The sequence below is a fragment of the Stenotrophomonas sp. IS26 genome, assembly GCF_054188265.1.
The window spans coordinates 24,323-42,983 of the sequence record NZ_JBSZJV010000027.1; the positions used below are offsets into that span (position 1 = coordinate 24,323).

At 67.3% G+C, this 18,661-nt stretch carries 20 protein-coding genes; 8 read left to right on the forward strand and 12 right to left on the reverse strand.

Going from position 1 to position 18,661, the window contains the following annotated elements; genetic code table 11:
- Positions 1–116 precede the first annotated feature (116 nt).
- Both glpD and glpK read left to right on the forward strand, forming a co-directional pair.
- Positions 117–1,610: a glycerol-3-phosphate dehydrogenase gene (glpD, locus tag ACW6W5_RS16690; RefSeq protein ID WP_152151081.1), complete on the forward strand. Its 1,494-nt coding sequence runs from the start codon at positions 117–119 to the stop codon at positions 1,608–1,610.
- A gap of 48 nt (positions 1,611–1,658) precedes the next feature.
- Positions 1,659–3,158, forward strand: a complete 1,500-nt coding sequence (glpK, locus tag ACW6W5_RS16695) for a glycerol kinase GlpK (protein WP_152151079.1) — start codon at positions 1,659–1,661, stop codon at positions 3,156–3,158.
- A 72-nt stretch (positions 3,159–3,230) separates the two neighbouring features.
- Here the strand turns inward: glpK and ACW6W5_RS16700 are convergent, their stop codons facing one another.
- Both ACW6W5_RS16700 and ACW6W5_RS16705 read right to left on the reverse strand, forming a co-directional pair.
- On the reverse strand, positions 3,231–4,025 hold the full coding sequence (locus ACW6W5_RS16700) for a MetQ/NlpA family ABC transporter substrate-binding protein (RefSeq protein ID WP_121040102.1): 795 nt from the start codon (positions 4,023–4,025) through the stop codon (positions 3,231–3,233).
- Positions 4,026–4,138: 113 nt separating this feature from the next.
- Entirely contained in the window at positions 4,139–5,104 is a 966-nt protein-coding gene (locus ACW6W5_RS16705) for a helix-turn-helix transcriptional regulator (protein WP_121040104.1), read from the reverse strand.
- Positions 5,105–5,194: 90 nt separating this feature from the next.
- Here ACW6W5_RS16705 and ACW6W5_RS16710 point away from each other — a divergent pair, with 90 nt between their 5' ends.
- Positions 5,195–5,806: a hypothetical protein gene (locus tag ACW6W5_RS16710; protein ID WP_121040106.1), complete on the forward strand. Its 612-nt coding sequence runs from the start codon at positions 5,195–5,197 to the stop codon at positions 5,804–5,806.
- Positions 5,807–5,928: 122 nt separating this feature from the next.
- A complete protein-coding gene (locus tag ACW6W5_RS16715; protein WP_121040108.1) occupies positions 5,929–6,705 on the forward strand; it encodes a DUF481 domain-containing protein in 777 nt (258 codons plus the stop codon).
- 111 nt (positions 6,706–6,816) lie between these two features.
- Here the strand turns inward: ACW6W5_RS16715 and hemC are convergent, their stop codons facing one another.
- The 6 genes from hemC to ACW6W5_RS16745 form a co-directional block, all read right to left on the reverse strand.
- A complete protein-coding gene (gene hemC, locus ACW6W5_RS16720; protein WP_152151077.1) occupies positions 6,817–7,728 on the reverse strand; it encodes a hydroxymethylbilane synthase in 912 nt (303 codons plus the stop codon).
- Positions 7,729–7,783: 55 nt separating this feature from the next.
- A complete protein-coding gene (locus ACW6W5_RS16725; protein ID WP_121040113.1) occupies positions 7,784–8,512 on the reverse strand; it encodes a LytR/AlgR family response regulator transcription factor in 729 nt (242 codons plus the stop codon).
- Positions 8,513–8,522: 10 nt separating this feature from the next.
- Complete coding sequence (locus ACW6W5_RS16730) at positions 8,523–9,569, reverse strand: sensor histidine kinase (protein WP_121040115.1); 1,047 nt, start codon at positions 9,567–9,569, stop codon at positions 8,523–8,525.
- A 4-nt stretch (positions 9,570–9,573) separates the two neighbouring features.
- Positions 9,574–10,239: an alpha/beta hydrolase gene (locus ACW6W5_RS16735; protein ID WP_183073762.1), complete on the reverse strand. Its 666-nt coding sequence runs from the start codon at positions 10,237–10,239 to the stop codon at positions 9,574–9,576.
- 75 nt (positions 10,240–10,314) lie between these two features.
- On the reverse strand, positions 10,315–12,222 hold the full coding sequence (gene mdoH, locus ACW6W5_RS16740; RefSeq protein ID WP_121040119.1) for a glucans biosynthesis glucosyltransferase MdoH: 1,908 nt from the start codon (positions 12,220–12,222) through the stop codon (positions 10,315–10,317).
- A gap of 471 nt (positions 12,223–12,693) precedes the next feature.
- Entirely contained in the window at positions 12,694–12,873 is a 180-nt protein-coding gene (locus ACW6W5_RS16745; RefSeq protein WP_121040121.1) for a hypothetical protein, read from the reverse strand.
- A 194-nt stretch (positions 12,874–13,067) separates the two neighbouring features.
- Here ACW6W5_RS16745 and ACW6W5_RS16750 point away from each other — a divergent pair, with 194 nt between their 5' ends.
- Entirely contained in the window at positions 13,068–13,457 is a 390-nt protein-coding gene (locus ACW6W5_RS16750; RefSeq protein WP_088433745.1) for a DUF2628 domain-containing protein, read from the forward strand.
- A 30-nt stretch (positions 13,458–13,487) separates the two neighbouring features.
- On the opposite strand, the gene arsC is transcribed toward ACW6W5_RS16750, so the two are convergent.
- A complete protein-coding gene (arsC, locus tag ACW6W5_RS16755) occupies positions 13,488–13,922 on the reverse strand; it encodes an arsenate reductase (glutaredoxin) (protein WP_121040123.1) in 435 nt (144 codons plus the stop codon).
- A complete protein-coding gene (gene arsH / locus ACW6W5_RS16760; RefSeq protein ID WP_121040125.1) occupies positions 13,919–14,668 on the reverse strand; it encodes an arsenical resistance protein ArsH in 750 nt (249 codons plus the stop codon). The genes arsC and arsH overlap by 4 nt, the downstream gene beginning before the upstream one ends.
- A 39-nt stretch (positions 14,669–14,707) precedes the next feature.
- Between arsH and ACW6W5_RS16765 the strand changes: the two genes are divergently transcribed.
- The 3 genes from ACW6W5_RS16765 to ACW6W5_RS16775 all read left to right on the forward strand — a co-directional run bounded on the left by ACW6W5_RS16765 (position 14,708) and on the right by ACW6W5_RS16775 (position 16,757).
- Positions 14,708–15,034 carry an ArsR/SmtB family transcription factor gene (locus tag ACW6W5_RS16765; protein ID WP_121040127.1) on the forward strand — a complete coding sequence of 109 codons (327 nt, stop codon included), beginning with the start codon at positions 14,708–14,710 and terminating at the stop codon, positions 15,032–15,034.
- Positions 15,035–15,059: 25 nt separating this feature from the next.
- Positions 15,060–16,130, forward strand: a complete 1,071-nt coding sequence (arsB, locus tag ACW6W5_RS16770; RefSeq protein ID WP_152151075.1) for an ACR3 family arsenite efflux transporter — start codon at positions 15,060–15,062, stop codon at positions 16,128–16,130.
- A gap of 72 nt (positions 16,131–16,202) precedes the next feature.
- On the forward strand, positions 16,203–16,757 hold the full coding sequence (locus tag ACW6W5_RS16775) for a DUF1003 domain-containing protein (protein ID WP_121040131.1): 555 nt from the start codon (positions 16,203–16,205) through the stop codon (positions 16,755–16,757).
- A 15-nt stretch (positions 16,758–16,772) separates the two neighbouring features.
- On the opposite strand, the gene arcD is transcribed toward ACW6W5_RS16775, so the two are convergent.
- Entirely contained in the window at positions 16,773–18,197 is a 1,425-nt protein-coding gene (gene arcD / locus ACW6W5_RS16780) for an arginine-ornithine antiporter (RefSeq protein ID WP_121040133.1), read from the reverse strand.
- A gap of 91 nt (positions 18,198–18,288) precedes the next feature.
- The coding region (locus ACW6W5_RS16785) for a methyl-accepting chemotaxis protein (protein ID WP_458233665.1) at positions 18,289–18,661 on the reverse strand (373 nt) is incomplete at its 5' end.

An 18,661-nucleotide genomic window follows, 5' to 3' on the forward strand; every position in this document is an offset into this window, starting at 1 on the left:
GGCCCGTTGTCGTTGTGGGGCCTGCAACGTGGGGCCTGAAACTTTCATCGGGCGTTGCCGGCCGGTGGCCGACACTGGGGTGACGATGGACCGGACCGGTCCGCCCCGGGGAGCCGATGAGCGAATCCTTCGACGTGCTGGTGGTGGGCGGGGGCATCAACGGCGCCGGCATCGCCCGCGACGCAGCAGGACGCGGCCTGTCGGTCTGCCTGTGCGAGCAGGATGACTTGGCCGCGCACACTTCCAGCGCCAGCACCAAGCTGATCCATGGCGGCCTGCGCTACCTGCAGCAGGGCGAGTTCGCGCTGGTACGCAAGGCGCTCAACGAACGCGAAACGCTGCGCCAGCTTGCGCCGCATCTGATCGCCCCGACCCGCTTCGTGCTGCCGCATGCGCGCCATCTGCGCCCGGCGTGGATGCTGCGCACGGGCCTGTGGCTCTACGACCACCTTGGCCATGCCACTCCCCATTTTCCGCGCTCGCAGCGCATCGACCTGCAGCGCGATCCGAGCGGCGCTGCATTGCAGCCCGCCTACCGGACCGGCTTCACCTACGCCGATGCACGCGTCAACGATGCCCGGCTGGTGGTGCTCAACGCGCTCGATGCGCATGAGCGCGGCGCCGACATCCGCACACGCACCCGCTGCGAACAATTGATCCGCCACCACGATCACTGGTGGGCCGTACTGCGCACCGCCAACGGCGACGTGCAGCGCCTCCGCGCGCGCTGCGTGGTCAATGCCAGTGGGCCGTGGGCCGGCACTGTGCTGGAACGGGCCGGACTCGATGCCCCGTTGGGAGTGCGGCTGGTGCAGGGCAGCCACCTGGTGGTGCCGCGCCTGTTCGCCCATGACAGTGCGTACCTGTTCCAGCAACCCGACCAGCGGGTGGTGTTCGCGATTCCGTTCGAACAGGACTTCACCCTGATCGGCACCACCGATACCGACTACGACGGCGACCCGGCGCAGGTGCAGCCCCGCGCCGACGAACAGGCCTATCTGCTCGAGGCGGTGAACCGGTTCGTGCGCGTTCCGGTGCGCGCCGAGGACATCGTCTGGCGCTACAGCGGGGTGCGCCCCCTGTTGGCCGATCATCACCGCGATGCATCGCGGGTCACGCGCGACTACCGGCTGGCGGTGGATACGGCCGGCGCGCCGCTGCTGAGCGTGCTGGGCGGCAAGCTGACCACCTACCGCGCACTGGCCGAGGACGCGCTGGGGCGGCTCGCACCCGCGCTGCCGGAGATGGGCGCGGCGTGGACTGCCGGTGGGCCACCGTTGCCGGGGGGCGATGGCGGCACCGCCATAGAGGTGGCCGAAGCGCTGCAGCGTGACCACCCTCGCCTGCCCCCTGCCCTGCTGCAGCGCCTGGCCCGCAGCTACGGCACCCGTGCGGTCGGGCTGCTCGCCGGCGCACAGACACTCGACGCGCTGGGCCAGGACCACGGCGGCGGCCTCTACGACCGCGAACTGGACTACCTCATCGCGCACGAATGGGCCCGCACCGCTGACGACGTGCTGTGGCGCCGAAGCCACCTGGGCTTGCGCGTGGGCGCGGCACAGCGAGAAGCGCTGGCCGCCAGCCTGCAGGCGCGTGTTTCGATGCCGTAGGCTGTACGCCTGTCACGCCTCACGGCATCGATTTCCACGGAGCAGACCATGGACAAGCACTACGTGCTCGCCATCGACCAGGGCACGACCAGTTCGCGCGCCATCCTGTTCGATCATGCCGGGCGCATCGCCGGCAGCGCGCAACGCGAGTTCACCCAGATCTTCCCGCAGCCGGGCTGGGTGGAGCATGACCCGCGCGAGATCCTGACCAGTGTCTACACCACGATCACCGAGCTGTTGAACCGCTACCAGGTGGACCCGCGCACGATCGCCGGCATCGGCATCACCAACCAGCGCGAGACCACGGTGGTCTGGGACAAGGCTACCGGGCAGCCGATCCACAACGCCGTGGTGTGGCAGTCGCGGCAGAGCCATGCGATCTGCGAACAGCTCAAGGCCGATGGCCACGAGCCGCTGATCCGGCGCAAGACGGGGCTGTTGATCGATGCCTATTTTTCCGCGACCAAGATCCGCTGGATCCTCGATCACGTCGATTGCGCACAGGCACGTGCTGAACGCGGCGAGCTGCTGTTCGGCACCATCGACAGCTGGTTGATCTGGAACCTCAGTGGCGGCCAGGCGCACGTCACCGATGTCACCAATGCCGCGCGCACGCTGCTGTTCGATATCCATGCGCTGCAGTGGGACGATGAACTGCTGGCGCTGTTCAACATCCCGCGCGCGATGCTGCCGCAGGTGCGCAGTTCCAGCGAGGTGTATGCCACCACCCAGGCGCAGTTCTTCTTCGACCAGCACCTGCCCATTGCCGGCATCGCCGGCGACCAGCAGGCCGCGCTGTTCGGCCAGGCCTGCTTCGAGCCGGGCATGGCCAAGAACACCTACGGCACCGGCTGTTTCATGCTGATGAACACCGGCGAGAAGGCAGTGGTATCCGAGAACGGCCTGCTGACCACCATCGCGTGGGGCATTGATGGACGTGTGGAGTACGCACTGGAGGGCTCGATCTTCGTCGCCGGCTCGGTGGTGCAATGGCTGCGCGACGGGCTGCGGATGTTCGGCAAATCCAGCGATTGCCAGGCCTATGCCGAGCGTGCCGCGGACAATGGCGGCGTGTACCTGGTACCCGCGTTCGTGGGGCTTGGGGCGCCGTACTGGCGCAGCGATGTGCGCGGCGCGATGTTCGGGCTGACCCGCGGCACCACCAAGGAGCACTTCATCCGCGCGGCGGTGGAATCGATGGCGTACCAGACCCGCGACGTGCTGGCGGCGATGCAGGCCGATGCGGGGATCGAGCTGAAGGAACTGCGCGCCGATGGCGGTGCGATCGCCAATGACTTCATGGCGCAGTTCCAGAGCGACATCCTGGGCGTGCCGGTGCTGCGCCCGCAGGTGGCCGAAACCACCGCGCTGGGCGCGGCCTATCTGGCCGGGCTGGCCACCGGGTTCTGGCGCAGCCGGGCGGAGATCGCCGAGCAATGGGCGGTGGACCGCCGCTTCACCCCGCAGATGCCGGTGGATCAGCGCGAGGCGCTGTACAGCGGCTGGCAGCAGGCGGTGGAGGCGACGATGGGCTTCCGCGTGGGGTGAGGCCCGCGTCGGCGATCATTGCCGCGCGGGTGCGGCCAGCCACGCATGGCGTGGTTCTACCGTGGGTGCCGGTCAGAATGCCGGGAGGACCGCACCCTTGTACTTCTCGGCGATGAAAGCCTTCACTTCCGGGCCGGTCAGGGCCTTGGCCAGCTGCTGCACGCGGGCATCGTCCTTGTTGTCCGGGCGGGCGACGAGGAAGTTCACGTACGGCGAATCCTTGCTTTCGATCGCCAGCGCATCCTGGGTCGGGTTGAGCCCGGCATCCAGCGCGTAATTGGTGTTGATCAGGGCCAGATCGACCTGGTCCAGCACGCGCGGCAGCATCGCCGAATCCAGCTCGCGGAACTTGAGCTGCTTCGGGTTGGCGATGATGTCGCGCTGGGTCGCCAACGCATTGGTCGGGTCCTTGAGCGTGATCACGCCAGCCTTGTGCAGCAGGATCAGCGCGCGGCTGTTGTTGCTCGGGTCGTTGGGGATCACCACGTCGGCACCGTTGGGCAGCGCATCAAGCGATTTGAAACGACGCGAGTACGCACCGAAGGGCTCGATATGCACGCCGATCACCTTGACCAGGTCGGTCTTGCGGTCCCGGTTGTAGGCGTCCAGATAGGGCTCGGTCTGGAAGTAGTTCACGTCAACCTGCTTCTGCACCAGCTGGTCGTTGGGCTGCACGTAGTCATTGAAGACGCGCACATCCAGGGTCAGGCCTTCCTTTTCCAGGATCGGCTTGACCACGGCGAGGATCTCGGCGTGCGGCACCGCGGTGGCGGCAACCACCAGCTTCTTGGAATCGTTGGCCGGCTTGCCGCAGGCAGCCAGGGCCAGCGAGGCGGCGAGCAACGGGAGCAGCAGGTACTTTTTCATGGGGGCAGCGGGATCCATAAGGGCAGCAACGCCCCACGATACCGCACGCCCCGGCCCTTGCGGAATCCGGGGCATATGACCCCACGGCATGAGCCGATGCCGGCCCGGCCGGCTTACTCGTAACTGGTCAGTGCCAGTGCCAGCAGCGCCTTGGCCTGTTCGCGCAGCATCACCGGCTCCACGATTTCCGCGTCCGAGCCGTAGTGCAGCACGTCCATCAGCAGTTCGCGCGAGACGCTGTAAGGCAGTTTCAACTCATAGCGGCCATCGGGCAGGAAGCGGCCCTGCTGCTTGGAATGCCAATGCTCATCGGCCACCCAGCGTGCGGCCTTGGCACTGAACACGATGGTGGCCCAGCCCTTGGGCGGCCCGGAGAAGATGCCGTAGCTGGCGCCCAGCTGTTCGTCCAGCTCGGTCTCATCCACATCGCGCGCGGTGGTATCGATCACGCGTGCCTTGTAGATGCGGTCCACCGCGAAACTGCGCAGGCCTTCGCGACCGTGATCCCACGCATCCAGGTACCAGTTGTCGCGGTAGTGGGTCATGCGCTGCGGCGACACGGTGCGCTGGGTGGCCTCATCGGTGGAGCGGGCCCGGTACTCGAAGGCCAGCTGCTTGCGCTCCAGTACCGCCGAGGCGACGGCGCGGAAGCTGGCTTCATCGAACTTGCGGCCGCGGTGCGGAATCACCCGGACCCGGTCAACCGGCCAGGTCGAGACGCCGGCCTGTGCGGCCAGCAGGCCTTCAATCCGCTGCTGCAGCGGGGCCAGCACCGAGGACAGCACGCCGCCCCCCGTGCGCGAGAGCAGGTGCTGGGAGGCCAGCAGCGCGTGCAGTTCTTCCGAGCTGAGCCACAGGCCCGGCAGCTCGAAGCGGTCGCTCTCGTCGGCCTGGTAACGGAAGCCCGCCTCGCCGTCGCCTTCCACCGGGGCCATCAGCGCATCGCGCAGGAAGGCCAGGTCGCGGTAGACAGTCGCGCGGGAACACTCCAGTTTTTCCTGCAGGGCCGCCACCGTTACCGGGTAACGGGCGGACTTGAGCAGGCGATGCAGGGCGTTGATGCGTTCATATCGGTCCATGACCCGATTATGTCCGAGTCGCCGTCGTTGTGGCGGCTTCGGCTGCATCTTCGGCTATCGTGGGGCCCCCACCGCCTGCTGCCGCCCGTCATGCGCCTGTTGCCCGCCCTTGCCCTGTCCGCCGCCGCCCTGCTGCTCAGTGGCTGCGGACGCAGTGAAACGCCCGCGGCTGCGGTGCCTGCCGCGGCCGCACCGGCGGCCGACCCGGTCGGTACCGTGCTGGCCGCCAGCCAGCGCTTCGGCCAACTGCACAGCTTCCACGCGGTGATGAAGATGCAGGGCCCGCGCGCCCTGGAGGCGCAGATGGACTACGTGGCCCCGGACCGCTATCGGCTGATCACCGACGATGGCCCGCAGACCATCATTGGCGGCACGTTCTTCCTGCAGCGTGCCGGCGAAGTACGCCAGATCCCGGTGCCCGAAGGGATGCTGGCCCAGTGGCGCAATCCATTGCCGGCCGATCTGGAGCCGGCACAGCTGCAGGTGCGCGACCTCGGCGAAGACCGCGCCGGTGGCCAGCGCGCGCACAAATACGAGGTGCGCCATGCAACCGCCGCGCCGGATGGCCTGCTGTACTGGGTCAATGCACAGGGCCTGCCGGTGCAGATCGAGCGCAAGGGTGAAACCAACGGGCAGCCGTTCCGGATCACCGTGACCTATTCGCGCTTCGACGACGCCTCTCTGCGTATCGATATTCCCTGAACAGGGGCCGAGGCCGAACGTGCCCTAAAGCCGGGGCCCGTCGCCGAATGTGACGCTGAACGCATCAAGTATCATCCCCCCCTTGTTGTCCCTCCCCCTTGTCCGATCACGGAGAACCGTTGATGTCCCTGCGCGTTTCGTTGCTTGTTCCCCTGCTGCTCTGCGCCCCGGCGGTTTATGCACAGGACGCTGCCGAACTGGCGGCGATGACCTCCCCCTGGAGCGGCAGTGGCGGTGAACTGGGCTTTGCCTCGGCCCGCGGCAACAGCAATACCGAGAGCTTCAACGGTCGTCTGCGCCTGCGCTACACCGACGATGACTGGGTGCACAGCATGGATCTGTTCGGCCTGCGCTCGCGCTCGGAATACACCGATACCAACGACGACGGCACCACCATCCGCCGCCGCAACACCACCGCCAACCGTTACACCGGCAGTGCCGGCAGCGCGCTGCAGCTGGGCGAACACCGCCAGATCACCGCCACGGTGCGTTACGAGCGCGACGATTTCGCCACCTACGACCGCCAGAGCTCGTTCGGTCTGGGCTACGGCACCCGGATCATCGATGCCGAGCGCTTCTACATGGATGCGCAGATCGGCCCCGGTGTGCGCCGCACCCACAACACCGAAGACGACGCGACCCGCACCGGCCTGATCGGCCGCGGCCTGTTCGATCTCAAGTACACGCTGACCCCGAACACCGACCTGGTGAACACGCTGCTGGTCGAATCGGGCTCGTACAACACCTTCGCGCAGAACGATTTCGGCGTGTCGGTGAGCATGAACGAACATCTGGCGCTGAAGGCCGGCTGGCAGGCGCGCCACAACAGCGACGTCGCCGATGACAAGCGCAAGACCGACACGCTGACCACCATGAACGTGGTCTACAAGTTCAAGTAATCGCTGCGGGCGCCTGTGCGCCCGCCGTCGTGATGTAGTGCCGGCCGCTGGCCGGCTCATCGCGTACCTTGTGCAGCATGGACTGCCGGCCAGCGGCCGGCACTACGCGCCTCAGACCGCGAGCAGTTCCCCGGCACCGGCATCGAGCAGGCCGCGCGCCACGCGCTGGCCCAGCGTCTCCGGATCACTGGCCGGGCCACGCGCCTCCGCGCGCACGATGCGGCCATCGGCGACACCGCCGACCAGGCCCTGCAGAAACAGATTCTCGCCTTCCCATTGCGCAAAGCCGGCGACCGGCACGTGGCAACTGCCATGCAGCGCGCGGTTCATCGCGCGCTCGGCTTCCACGCACGCGCGCGTGTCGGCATCGTCGAGCGCGGCGAACAACGCCATCACACCGGCATCCTCGCCATTGCATTCCACCGTGACCGCGCCCTGCGCCGGTGCCGGCAACCACGCCGGTGCGGCCAGGCGCGCCACGATGCGGTTGCCCAGGCCGAGGCGCTCCAGCCCCGCCACGGCCAGCACGATCGCGTCGTAGCCGCCGTTGTCCAGCTTGGCCAGGCGCGTGTTGACGTTGCCGCGCAGGTCCTGCAGCTCCAGGTCGGGGCGCAGCGCGCGCAGCTGGGCCTGGCGGCGCAGCGACGAGGTGCCTACCCGCGCGCCGATCGGCAGCGCGTCCAGCGAGGCGTACAGATTGGAGATGAAACCATCGGCCGCGTCATGACGGGTCAGCATCGCCGGCAGCGCGAACGGCGCATCCAGCTCCATCGGCACATCCTTGAGCGAATGCACGGCGCAGTCCGCTTCGCCACGCAGCATGGCCAGTTCCAGTTCCTTGAGGAACAGGCCCTTGCCGCCGATCGCGGCGAGCGAACGATCCAGCACCTCGTCGCCGCGCGTGCTCATCGGCACCAGCACCACCTCCAGACCGGGATGCGCCTGGCGCAGGAGGTCGGCAACATATTCGCTCTGCCACAGGGCAAGCGGGCTCTTTCGGGTGGCGATGCGCAGGGTCTTCATGGCGCCATTATCGACGCACAGGGGCGTATCGACCAACGGTCGCGCACAGCCCCGCCTACAGGTACTTGAGGTCCTGCTTCAGGCTGGCCACGCAACGGCGGCTGACTTCCAGCGGCCCGTGGCCATGCCGCAATACCGCCTGGACCTGGCCTGCGCCATTTCGTCGCAGCTCGACCAGTTCGTGCCGGGCGACCAGGCAATTGCGGTGGATGCGCACGAAGCGGTTGCCGAATTCCTCTTCCAGCGACTTCAGCGACTCCTCCAGCAGGTCTTCGCCGCGGGCGTGATGCACCACGACGTATTTTTCTTCGGCCTGCAGGTAGTGGATGTCCTCGACCGGGATCAGCCGCAGGCTGCCGCGCAGGCGTGCGCACAGCAGGGTACGCGCCTGCTGGCTGGCGGGGGTCGCCGGGCCACTGCGGCCGGCGAGGAAGGTGCGCGCACGCTCCAGCGCGGCCGCCAGGCGCTCGGGGCGCACCGGCTTCATCAGGTAGTCGATCGCGGCTGCCTCGAAGGCGGACAGCGCATGCGCGTCGTACGCGGTGCAGAACACCACCGCCGGGCGTGGCTCGAAGGTGGCCAGATGGCGGGCGGCTTCCAGCCCGTCCAGGCCGGGCATGGCGATGTCGAGCAGGACCAGGTCCGGTTGCAGCTCGGCGCAGGCGTGCAGCGCCTGTTCGCCGTTCTCGGCCTCGGCCACCACCTCGATGCCGGCCTGGTCAGCGAGCAGGGAGCGCAGGCGCTCGCGGGCCAGCGGTTCGTCGTCGGCGATCACCACCTTCAAGACAGTTTCCTCACTGGACCGGGACCGTGATTTCGCAAGCATAGTAGCCGTCGGCCCACGCCCCCGTCATCCGCGCGGCCGGGCCGAAGCGCCAGGCCAGGCGATGGGCGATGTTGCGTTGTGCATGCCCGGCGCCCTGCAGGAGCGGCAGCCCGCGCGTGGCCGGGTCCGGTGCCGGGTTACGCACGCGGATGCGCAGATTCGTGCCGTCACTGGACAGTGCCAGCACGATCGTGCCACCGGCGGGCACCCGCGAGATGCCATGCAGCACGGCATTTTCGACCAGCGGCTGCAGTACCAGCCGCGGCATCGGCAACGACCAGGGCAGCGGCTCGTCGCGCAGCCAGATCACTTTCAGCCGTTCGCCCAGCCGTAGCGATTCGATCGAAAGATAGCGCTCGGCCAGTTCGCACTCGGCCTGCAGGGTGGAATCGCCATCGCCGGCACCGAGGGCTGCGCGGAACAGATCGGACAGATCCAGCACCGCGCGCTCGGCCACGTCCGGATCACGCCGCAGCAGGCTGGCGATCAGGTTCATGCTGTTGAACAGGAAGTGCGGCCGGATCCGCGCCTGCAATGCATCCGCCTGGGCCCGTGCGTTGGCCAGCATCTGCGCGCTGCCGCGGTCGCTGACGTAGAAGTAGCGCAGCGCCAAGGCAGTGATCAGCGCGGTCATCGCCGCACTGCCCAACGTGAACCGCCAGAAGCCGACCGCCTGGGCAAAGCTGCTGCCGCCGAGCACGCCGTACAGCGCATGCACGATCGCCGCGCACGCACCGGCGATCAGCCCGGTCATCAGCACCACCAGCACCATGCCCGGCACTTCGGGCAAGCGCGAGAGCACCGCGCGCACGCTGCACAGGCTGACCGTCACTGCCAGCGCCAGCCACAACGCGAAGCCGCTGGCGGACAGGAAGTCCGGCAGCGTCCAGTGGCGACTGCCATCGGGGGCCAGCGCCACCACGACGACCACCAGCTCGGCCAACCCCAGCATCGCCGCCAGCCGCGGCAGGCGGCACAGCTCGGGCAACCAGGACTGCTGGCGCGGGTCGCTCATGGCGTCAGGCGGCGAAGCGCGCCTCGAGCCAGTCGCCCAGCGCCTGCAGTTCCTCGGCGCAGACCTGGTGGGCCATCGTGTAGGTGTGCCACTGCACCGGCAGGCCGAGCGCGCTCAGCGTCTGCGCGGTGTGCTCGGCGATCGCCACCGGGATCACCGGATCCTGGGTGCCATGGGCCATGAACACCGGCACGCTGATGGCATCGGCCACGCGCGCGGAAGCTGCCTTGGCCGGATCCGGCAGATAGGTGGACAGTGCGATCAGCCCGGCCAGCGGACGGGTGCGACGCAGCAGTGCACTGAGGATCACCGCCCCGCCCTGCGAGAAGCCGGCCAGCAGGATGCGTTCGGCCGGAATGCCGCGGGCGACCTCGCGCTCGATCAGCAGCTCCAGTTCCACGATCGAGGCGTCCACGCCGGCGCTGTCCGCGCGCGAACGGAAATCCATGCTGACGATGTCATACCAGGCGCGCATCGGCACGCCGTTGTTGATCGTGATCGGCTGCACCGGCGCATGCGGGAACACGAAGCGGATCGCCGGCCAGTGCGGGCGCACCAGTTCGGGCACGATCGGGGCGAAGTCATGGCCGTCGGCACCCAGGCCATGCAGCCACAGCACCGACCACTGCGGGTCGGCGCCGGTTTCGTTTTCCACGGTATCCAGCATCAGGCGGCTCCAGTACGTTCAAGCCGCATTATGACCGCGGCCCGCGGCAATGGGGCGGCGATACCTGGATTGCCGTGATCAGCCGGCGGGATGTGCCTCGGCCGCAGCACGGCGCAGCTCGGCCGCGCGCACCAGCACCTTGGGCGGTGCCGATTCTTCCGGGATTTCCATCAGGCCCAGCCGGTGCATCCAGACGCCAGCGGTGCGCGAGGAGGTGAAGCCCACCACCGGAATCGCCAGCACCATGCCGATCACCACCGGTGCCATCCATGCGGCCAGCGAGGGCGAGACCGCGTAGGCCAGCGCGCCCATGAACAGGCCGAACACACTCAGCCCACCATAGCCACGCGCCAGCGCCAGCCAGGACACGCCGCCATCGTCGCGCTGCTGCGCGTCCCAGCCCGAGTCCTTGCCGGCCAGCACCTCAGCCACACCGCGCGACTGCACGTACATCACCACCGGCGCCATCAGCGCGGCGAGGATGGTCTCCAGCAGCATCGAGATGAAGGCGCGGATGGTGCCACCGCAGCCACGGCGTTCGACCGGCTCCAGCAGCATCGCCAGGTAGCCCAGTACCTTGGGCGAGAGCAGCACCACCATGGTGATCGCGAACATGCGGATCACCTGGGTCTCATCCTGGTGGCGCCAGTAGACACCGGGCGAGAGATGCAGCACTTCATTGAGGTCGATGCCGCCCTGGAACAGCGGAATCGCGATGCCGATCAGCATCAGCATCGCCCACATCGGCGCGGTGAAGTAATGCCCGATGCCGACCAGCATGTGCATCCGGCTGACCCAGTGCAGGCCCTTGGAACCGACCACCTTGGCGTGCTGCAGGTTGCCCTGGCACCAGCGCCGGTCGCGGACCAGCAGATCGGTCAGGGTCGGCGGGCCTTCCTCATAGCTGCCTTTCAGGTAGGGCACCATGTGGGTGGCCCAGCCGCCACGGCGCATCAGCGCGGCCTCGACGAAATCGTGGCTGAGCACGTGCCCACCAAACGGCTCCTTGCCCGGCAGCGACGGCAGGCCGGCCTGCTCGGCGAAGGCCTGGGTGCGGATGATCGCGTTGTGGCCCCAATAGTTGCTCTCCGCGCCATGCCACCACGCCACGCCGCGGCCGATCACCGGGCCGTATACGCGCCCGCCGAACTGCTGCATGCGGGCAAACAGGGTGCGCCCACCAACCACCGCCGGCAGGGTCTGGATCAGACCAACATCCGGGTTGTGTTCCATGCCCGCGACCAGGCGCACGATGGTGTCGCCGGTCATCAGGCTGTCGGCGTCCAGGATCAGCATCTGCGGGTAGGCACCGCCGAAACGGCGGACCCAATCGGCGATGTTGCCGGCCTTGCGCCCGCTGTTGTCGCCGCGGCGACGGTAGAAGATGCGGTCATGGCCGCCCACCGCATCGCACAAGGCGTGGAACGCCGCTTCCTCGGCCTGCCCGATGTCATCGCGGCGGGTATCGCTGAGCACGTAGAAATCGAAATTCGCCAGCTGGCCGGTCTCGGCCACCGACTCATAGATCGCCTGCAACCCGGCCAGCAACCGGCGCGGATCTTCGTTGTAGGTGGGCATCAGCAGCGCGGTGCGCGTATGCACGGTCGGCAGCGGCGCGTCCGGATCGATGCCGAGCTTGTAGCCCCGATCGAATACCGCGGTCAGGAAACCGGCCACCGCCCCGGCGAAGGACAACGCGATCCAGGCGAACAGGCCCACGAACAGCACCAGCAGGCAGGCTTCCAGCACACTGATTCCATTGACGGCGAGCACCTTCCACATCATCCGGCTGGCGGCGGCGGTCATCGCCGCGGTACCGCCCAGGATGTAGAAACGACGCAGCCCGATCATCCGCGGTGAGGTGCGCTGGCGCGGAACCTGCAGCTGCCCTTCGCGCAGGGACTGCTCAGGCATCGGCAACGGCGACTCGGCCGGCAACGTCGCCCGGCCGGCGTCCAGCGGGGCGTTCAGGGTCTGGGTACTCATGCGCGGTGTCCCTGTGCAGGGCGTGCCAGGCCGGGGGTGCCAAGTGTGGAAAGGGGCATCCTGAGCCCGGCGTACACGATGGCACGCATGCGTCCTGTCGGCGCGGGCCGGAGACCGGCACGCAGCGTATGTCTGTGACTACCGGAACCCACGAACTCTCCAAACCGCTTGAGACGAAAAATGCGGCTCAGTCTAGGGCGCGAATTGTAAGGTGCGCGCGAAGGGCGGCGCGGGGATTTCTCCGCATTCAGCTTTTGGATCGAGACAAGTGGAGGCCCCCTCGCGGCCAAGGGCGCGCAGGCCCTGTGCCATGGGCTTCTGCCCATTCAGCTTGCTGGCGGCGCCGATCAGCCCCCTACTGCAACGCGACCGGTCCTCATCGCCTGCGCAGGATCAGGCGGCGCCGGTGGTGCGCAGTTTTTCTGCCCTGGAGGGGGTCGGGCCGGCAGCGTTGACAGGCGCGGCAGCGGCTCAGGCGGCGGTGGCGGCGATGGCCAGGTCGGTCTCTACCGGCGGGCGCGACAGCGCGCGCGCGCTCACCTGGGAAAACTGCAGCTGGGCGAGCAGGTGTTGCGCCTGGGTGGCAACCGGGCACGGGGTAATCTGCGGCCCTGCTTGCGGGCGCTCGGGGGACATCACATCAATGGACATGGTCTGGCATCTCGTTGACTTCTCATTTCCCACGGGGCTTCCTGCCGCGCGGATTGCGCACCCTATCGGAAAACCGGGACGAATGTGTGACGGTCCGCGCAGTCCCTGACAGGCGGCATGTAGAGCGTCGAAAAATTGGCGCGGATCAAGAGCTTGCGGCTATCATGTAATCGTTTTCAACACACGATTCGGATATGGATTCCAACACTGCTTCCCCCTACAGCCCCAAGTGGCAGTTCCGCTTCAACTTCTTCGAACAGCACGGCGCCCCCAATTCGCCAACCTTCAAGGCCGCGTACAAGACGCTGCCGTTCGGCCAGAAGATCAAGGTCAACTTCAACTTCTTCGCCCTGTTCTTCAGCTGGATCTACCTGCTGATCCTGGGCATGTGGCGCAAGGCGCTGACCATCCTGGGCATCACCCTGGTGCTGATGGTCGTCGTGGCCTTCCTGCCGGACGTGGTCGGCCGTGCGATCGGTGTGGCCTGGTCGGTGCTGATCGCGTTGACCACCAACTATTCGTACTACCTTGAAAAGGTAAAGGGCGATACCAGCTGGAACCCCTTCGCCGGCATGCGCTGGTAAGGCAGCACGCAGGCGTGGATAAGAGCCCGGTCATTGACCGGGCTTTTTTGTGGCGCGTCGGCCGTGGGCGTCGATCACCACCTCGCCATCTTCCTTGCGGAACGGCGCCTGCACCGGCGGCAGGATCTCCAGCACGGTCTCCGAGGGCCGCGCCAGGCGCACCCCCAGTTCGGTCTGCACGAACGGCCGGTTGATCAGGATCGGATGGGCCAGCATCGCATCCAGCAGTCGGGTGTCGTCCAGCGTTGGATCGGCCAGGCCCAGTGCGGCATACGGGGTGCCTTTCTGGCGAAGCGCATCGCGGACCTGCAGGCCGGCAGCGGCGATCAGTGCGATCAGACGCTCGCGATCCGGCGGAGTGCACAGGTACTCCACCACCTCCGGCGCCACGCCGGCATGGCGCATCAGGGCGAGCACATTGCGCGACGTCGCGCAGGCCGGGTTGTGATAGATCACCGCCTTCATGCGCGGTCTCCCACGGCAAGCGGCAGCGTCGCGGCCGGCTCCACCACGCCGGCATCGCGGGCCAGCTGCGCCGCCTGCGCGTCGTCCTTGCGCTCGCTGTAGCGGTCGGTGAGGTAATCGCTGTTGTCACGGACCAGCAGGGTGAACTTGACCAGCTCCTCCACTACATCCACGACACGGTCGTAGTACGCCGAGGGTTTCATCCGCCCCTGCGCATCGAACTCCTGCCAGGCCTTGGCGACCGAAGACTGGTTGGGGATCGTCACCATCCGCATCCAGCGCCCGAGCACCCGCAATGCGTTGACCACGTTGAAGGACTGCGAGCCGCCACACACCTGCATCACCGCCAGGGTGCGGCCCTGGGTGGGGCGTACGCTGCCTTCGGACAACGGCAGCCAATCGATCTGGTTCTTGAACACGGCGCTGAGGGTGCCGTGGCGCTCCGGGCTGATCCAGACCTGGCCTTCGGACCACTGCGACCAGGCGCGAAGCTGCTGGACCGTGGGGTGATCGGCGTCCACCGCATCGGCCAGCGGCAGTCCGTGTGGGTCAAACAGACGGACCTCGGCGCCCAGGTGCTGCAGCAAGCGCTCGACTTCCCTGGCCAACAGGCGGCTGTAGGACTGGGGACGCAGCGATCCATACAGCACCAGGATCCGGGGCGGGTGGGCACTGGCGGGCCCGGCGAACCGGCTGGGATCCGGGAGATCGACCGCCGCACAGGTCAGGTTGGGCAGCAAGGACATGAGGTTGCTCCGGCTTAATTGTTCGACTATTCTAGAAACATGGAACATAAAACTGCAACCCACGCCCTGGCCGCCCTCGGGCATACCACCCGCCTGAGCGTTTTCCGCCTGCTGGTCCAGGCCGGCCGGGGTGGCCGTCTGCCCGGGGAAATCGCCGCCGACCTCGGCCTGCCCGGTGCCACGCTGTCCTTCCACCTCAAGGAACTGAGCGCGGCCGGTCTGGTCAGCGCGGAGCCGCGTGGGCGCAGCATCTGCTACCGCGCCGACTTCGAGGCGATGAACGGCCTGATCGGCTACCTCACCGAGAACTGCTGCGCCGGCGAGGCGGACTGCGGTTCCGCTGGCCCATGCGCGCCGTCGTGCTGATCCGTTGGTTGCCGGGCCCATCGCGATGACGACACCTGCCACGCCACGCCTGTCCTTCCTGGACCGCTGGCTCACCCTGTGGATCTTCGCGGCGATGGCGCTTGGCGTGGCCCTGGGCACCCTGTTCGACGGCCTGCCCGCCGCGCTGGACGCCATGACCATCGGCGGCACCAACCTGCCGATCGCCGCCGGCCTGATCCTGATGATGTACCCGCCCCTGGCCAAGGTGAAGTACGAGTCGCTGCCCGCCGTCTTTGCCGACAAGCGCGTGCTGGCGCTGTCGCTGCTGCAGAACTGGGTGGTGGGGCCGGTGCTGATGTTCGCGCTGGCCGCACTGTTCCTGCACGACCGGCCGGAGTACATGACCGGGCTGATCCTGATCGGCCTGGCCCGCTGCATCGCGATGGTGCTGGTCTGGAACCAGCTCGCGCGCGGGGACAATCAGTACGTGGCCGGCCTGGTCGCGTTCAACTCGCTGTTCCAGATCGCCTTCTTCAGCGTCTATGCGTGGCTGTTCCTGACCGTGCTGCCGCCGTTGTTCGGGCTGCAGCGCAGCGTGATCGATGTCAGCACGTGGACCATCGCCGGCGCGGTGCTGGTGTATCTGGGCATTCCCTTCGCGGCCGGCTATCTCGGGCGACGGCTGCTGCTGCGGGTGCGCGGGGCTGACTGGTATGAAACGCGCTTCCTGCCCGCCATCAGCCCGGTCACCTTGATCGCACTGCTGTTCACCATCGTGGCGATGTTCAGCCTCAAGGGCGGCGATCTGGTGCGCATTCCGCTGGATGCGGTACGCATCGCCATGCCGCTGACGATCTACTTCTTCGTGCAGTTCCTGCTGAGCTTCTTCATGGGCCGCTGGATCGCACGCGACTATCCGCGCACCACCGCCATCGCCTTCACCGCGACCGGCAACAACTTCGAACTGGCCATCGCCGTCGCGATTGCCGCCTTCGGTCTGGGCTCACCGGTCGCGTTCGCCGCCGTGATCGGGCCGCTGGTGGAGGTGCCGGTGTTGATCGTGCTGGTCCATCTGGCGCTGCGGCTGGGGCGTCGCGGTTTCCAGACAGCACCGGCAGCCAACGGCGGAGCGTGAAGCAGCCACATCATCACCACGCGTTCTCCCACCGCGGCTCACCCTGCCCGCACCTGTCCGCCGGAGTCCGCAATGTCCACGCATCCCAACAGCGAACGACTGGAAAAAGCCGCCCGGTGGCTGGGCCGCCAGACCCATGACCTGGACGCAATCGCCAAGCGCGTCATCGGCCGCCAGGCGGTCATCGACGATCCCAACCAGCGCCTGGCCGAGCAATCCACCTTCGGCGAACGGCTGGCCGACCAGGTCGCGCGGTTCGGCGGCTCGTGGCGCTTCATCCTGCTGTTCGGCGCAGCCCTGCTGATCTGGGTGGTGCTCAACACCGAGGTGCTCGGTGCGACCGCGTTCGATCCTTACCCTTACATCTTCCTCAACCTGATGCTGTCGATGCTGGCCGCGCTCCAGGCGCCCGTGATCATGATGAGCCAGAACCGCCAGGCGGAAAAAGACCGGCGCATGGCCAGCTACGATTACGAAGTGAACCTCAAGGCCGAACTGGAGATCATGGCATTGCACGAGAAGGTCGATACGGTCAGCAACCAGATCCTGCTGCAGGTCCTGCAACAGCAACAACAGCAGATCGATCTGCTGACCGAACTGGTGGCGCGCGGCAACCGGGAAGGCTGAGCCGATCCGGCGCGGTCATGCCAGGTGCAGATGACCCTGGTAGAGGCCCCACGCCGCCCAGCCGGCAACGACGATCACGGCCGCCACGATCACCTGCTCGGCCCGGGTGAACAGCTGCTGCCCATGCTGGTGCTTGGCGGCCGCGAACATGGCAATGCCCGGGGCGTACAGCAACACCGACAGCAGCACCTGTGACAGCCCACCGGCATAGACCAGCCACAGCGCGTATACCGTGGCCAGACCGGCCACCAGCAGATCGCGGACCCGCAGCCCGGGCTGTCCGCCATAGGTTTCCCCGCGCAGCGCCAGCAATGCACCGTAACCGGCCGAGAACAGATACGGCACCAGGCTCATCGATGCCCCCAGCAGCACCAGGCTGGTATAGGTGCCTGCACTGAACAGGGTGATGATCAGAAACAGCTGGATCAGCCCGTTGGTGAGCCACAGCGCGTTGGCGGGCACCTGCCGTGCGTTCTCGCGCCCGAGGAACGCCGGCATCGTGCCATCCCCCGCTGCCGCGTACAGCACTTCGGCGCACAGCAGCACCCATGCCAGCAATGCCCCCAGCACCGAGACGATCATGCCGATGATGATCAACGTGGCGCCCCAGGGCCCGACGATGGCCTCCAGCACGAAGGCCATCGAGGGATTGCGCGCCTGTGCCAGCGCCTCCTGGCGCAGTACGCCCATCGACAGCAGATTGACCAGCATCAGCAGCGCGAGCACGCACACAAACCCGATGATCGTCGCGCGCCCGACATCCGAACGCTTGGCCGCGCGCCGCGAGTAGATGCTGGCACCCTCGATGCCGATGAACACCCAGACCGTGATCAGCATCATGCCCCGCAGCTGCTCACCCAGGCTGCCCAGTTCCGCCGTGCCCCAGAACTCGCCGGTGAAGATATCGGCCTTGAAGCCCACGGCGGCGATGATCAGAAACACCACGATGGGCACGATCTTGGCGACAGTGACGACCGCATTGACCAGGGCGGCCTGGCGGATGCCACGCAGGATCATTGCGTGCATCGCCCACAGCAGCACGGAGGCGCATGCCACCGCCTGCCAGGTATTGCCCTCGCCGAAGGCCGGCACGAAATAGCCCAGGCCGCTGAAGATCAGCACGAAGTAGCTGACATTGCCGAGCAGCGAGCAGACCCAGTAGCCCCACGCCGCGGAAAAGCCGATGTAATCGCCGAACCCGGCGCGCGCGTACGCATAGATACCGGTATCCAGCTCGGGCTTGCGGTTGGCCAGGTTCTGGAACACGAAGGCCAGCATCAACATGCCCAGGCCGCTGATCATCCAGCCGATCAAGGCCACACCCGGGCCGGCGCTGCGCGCGATGTTCTGTGGCAGCGAGAAAATGCCGGCGCCGATCATCGATCCGACCACCAGGGCAGTCAACGCGGTCAGGCCGAGCCGGTCGGAACGAGAGGTCATGTGCTCACCATCGGCAAACAGAATAGCGCCGATTACCAACGCCCGGCGGTGAGCACCGGGTGAACCGGCCCTGCCGGCGCGCCGGTCCGGATCAGAAGGTCTGCCAGTCCTCGCCGACCACTGCCGCCGCAGGCACGCGCGCAGCGGTCCGCGCGGGGGTGGCACGACGCGCCGGTGTGCCCGCCGCCGCCGCACTGGCCTGCAGGCGGAAGATCGCCACCGCCGTGCCCAGCTGCTGCGCCTGCTCTTCCATCGCGCGCGCGGCCGCCGTCGCTTCCTCCACCAGCGCGGCATTCTGCTGGGTAGTCTCGTCCATCTGGGTGATGGTCTGGTTGACCTGTTCGATACCGGCGGACTGTTCCTTCGAGGCTGCCGAGATCTCGGCCATGATGTCGTTGACCCGGCGCACGCCGGTGACGATCTCTTCCATCGTCCGGCCGGCGGTCTGCACCAGGGCCGAGCCC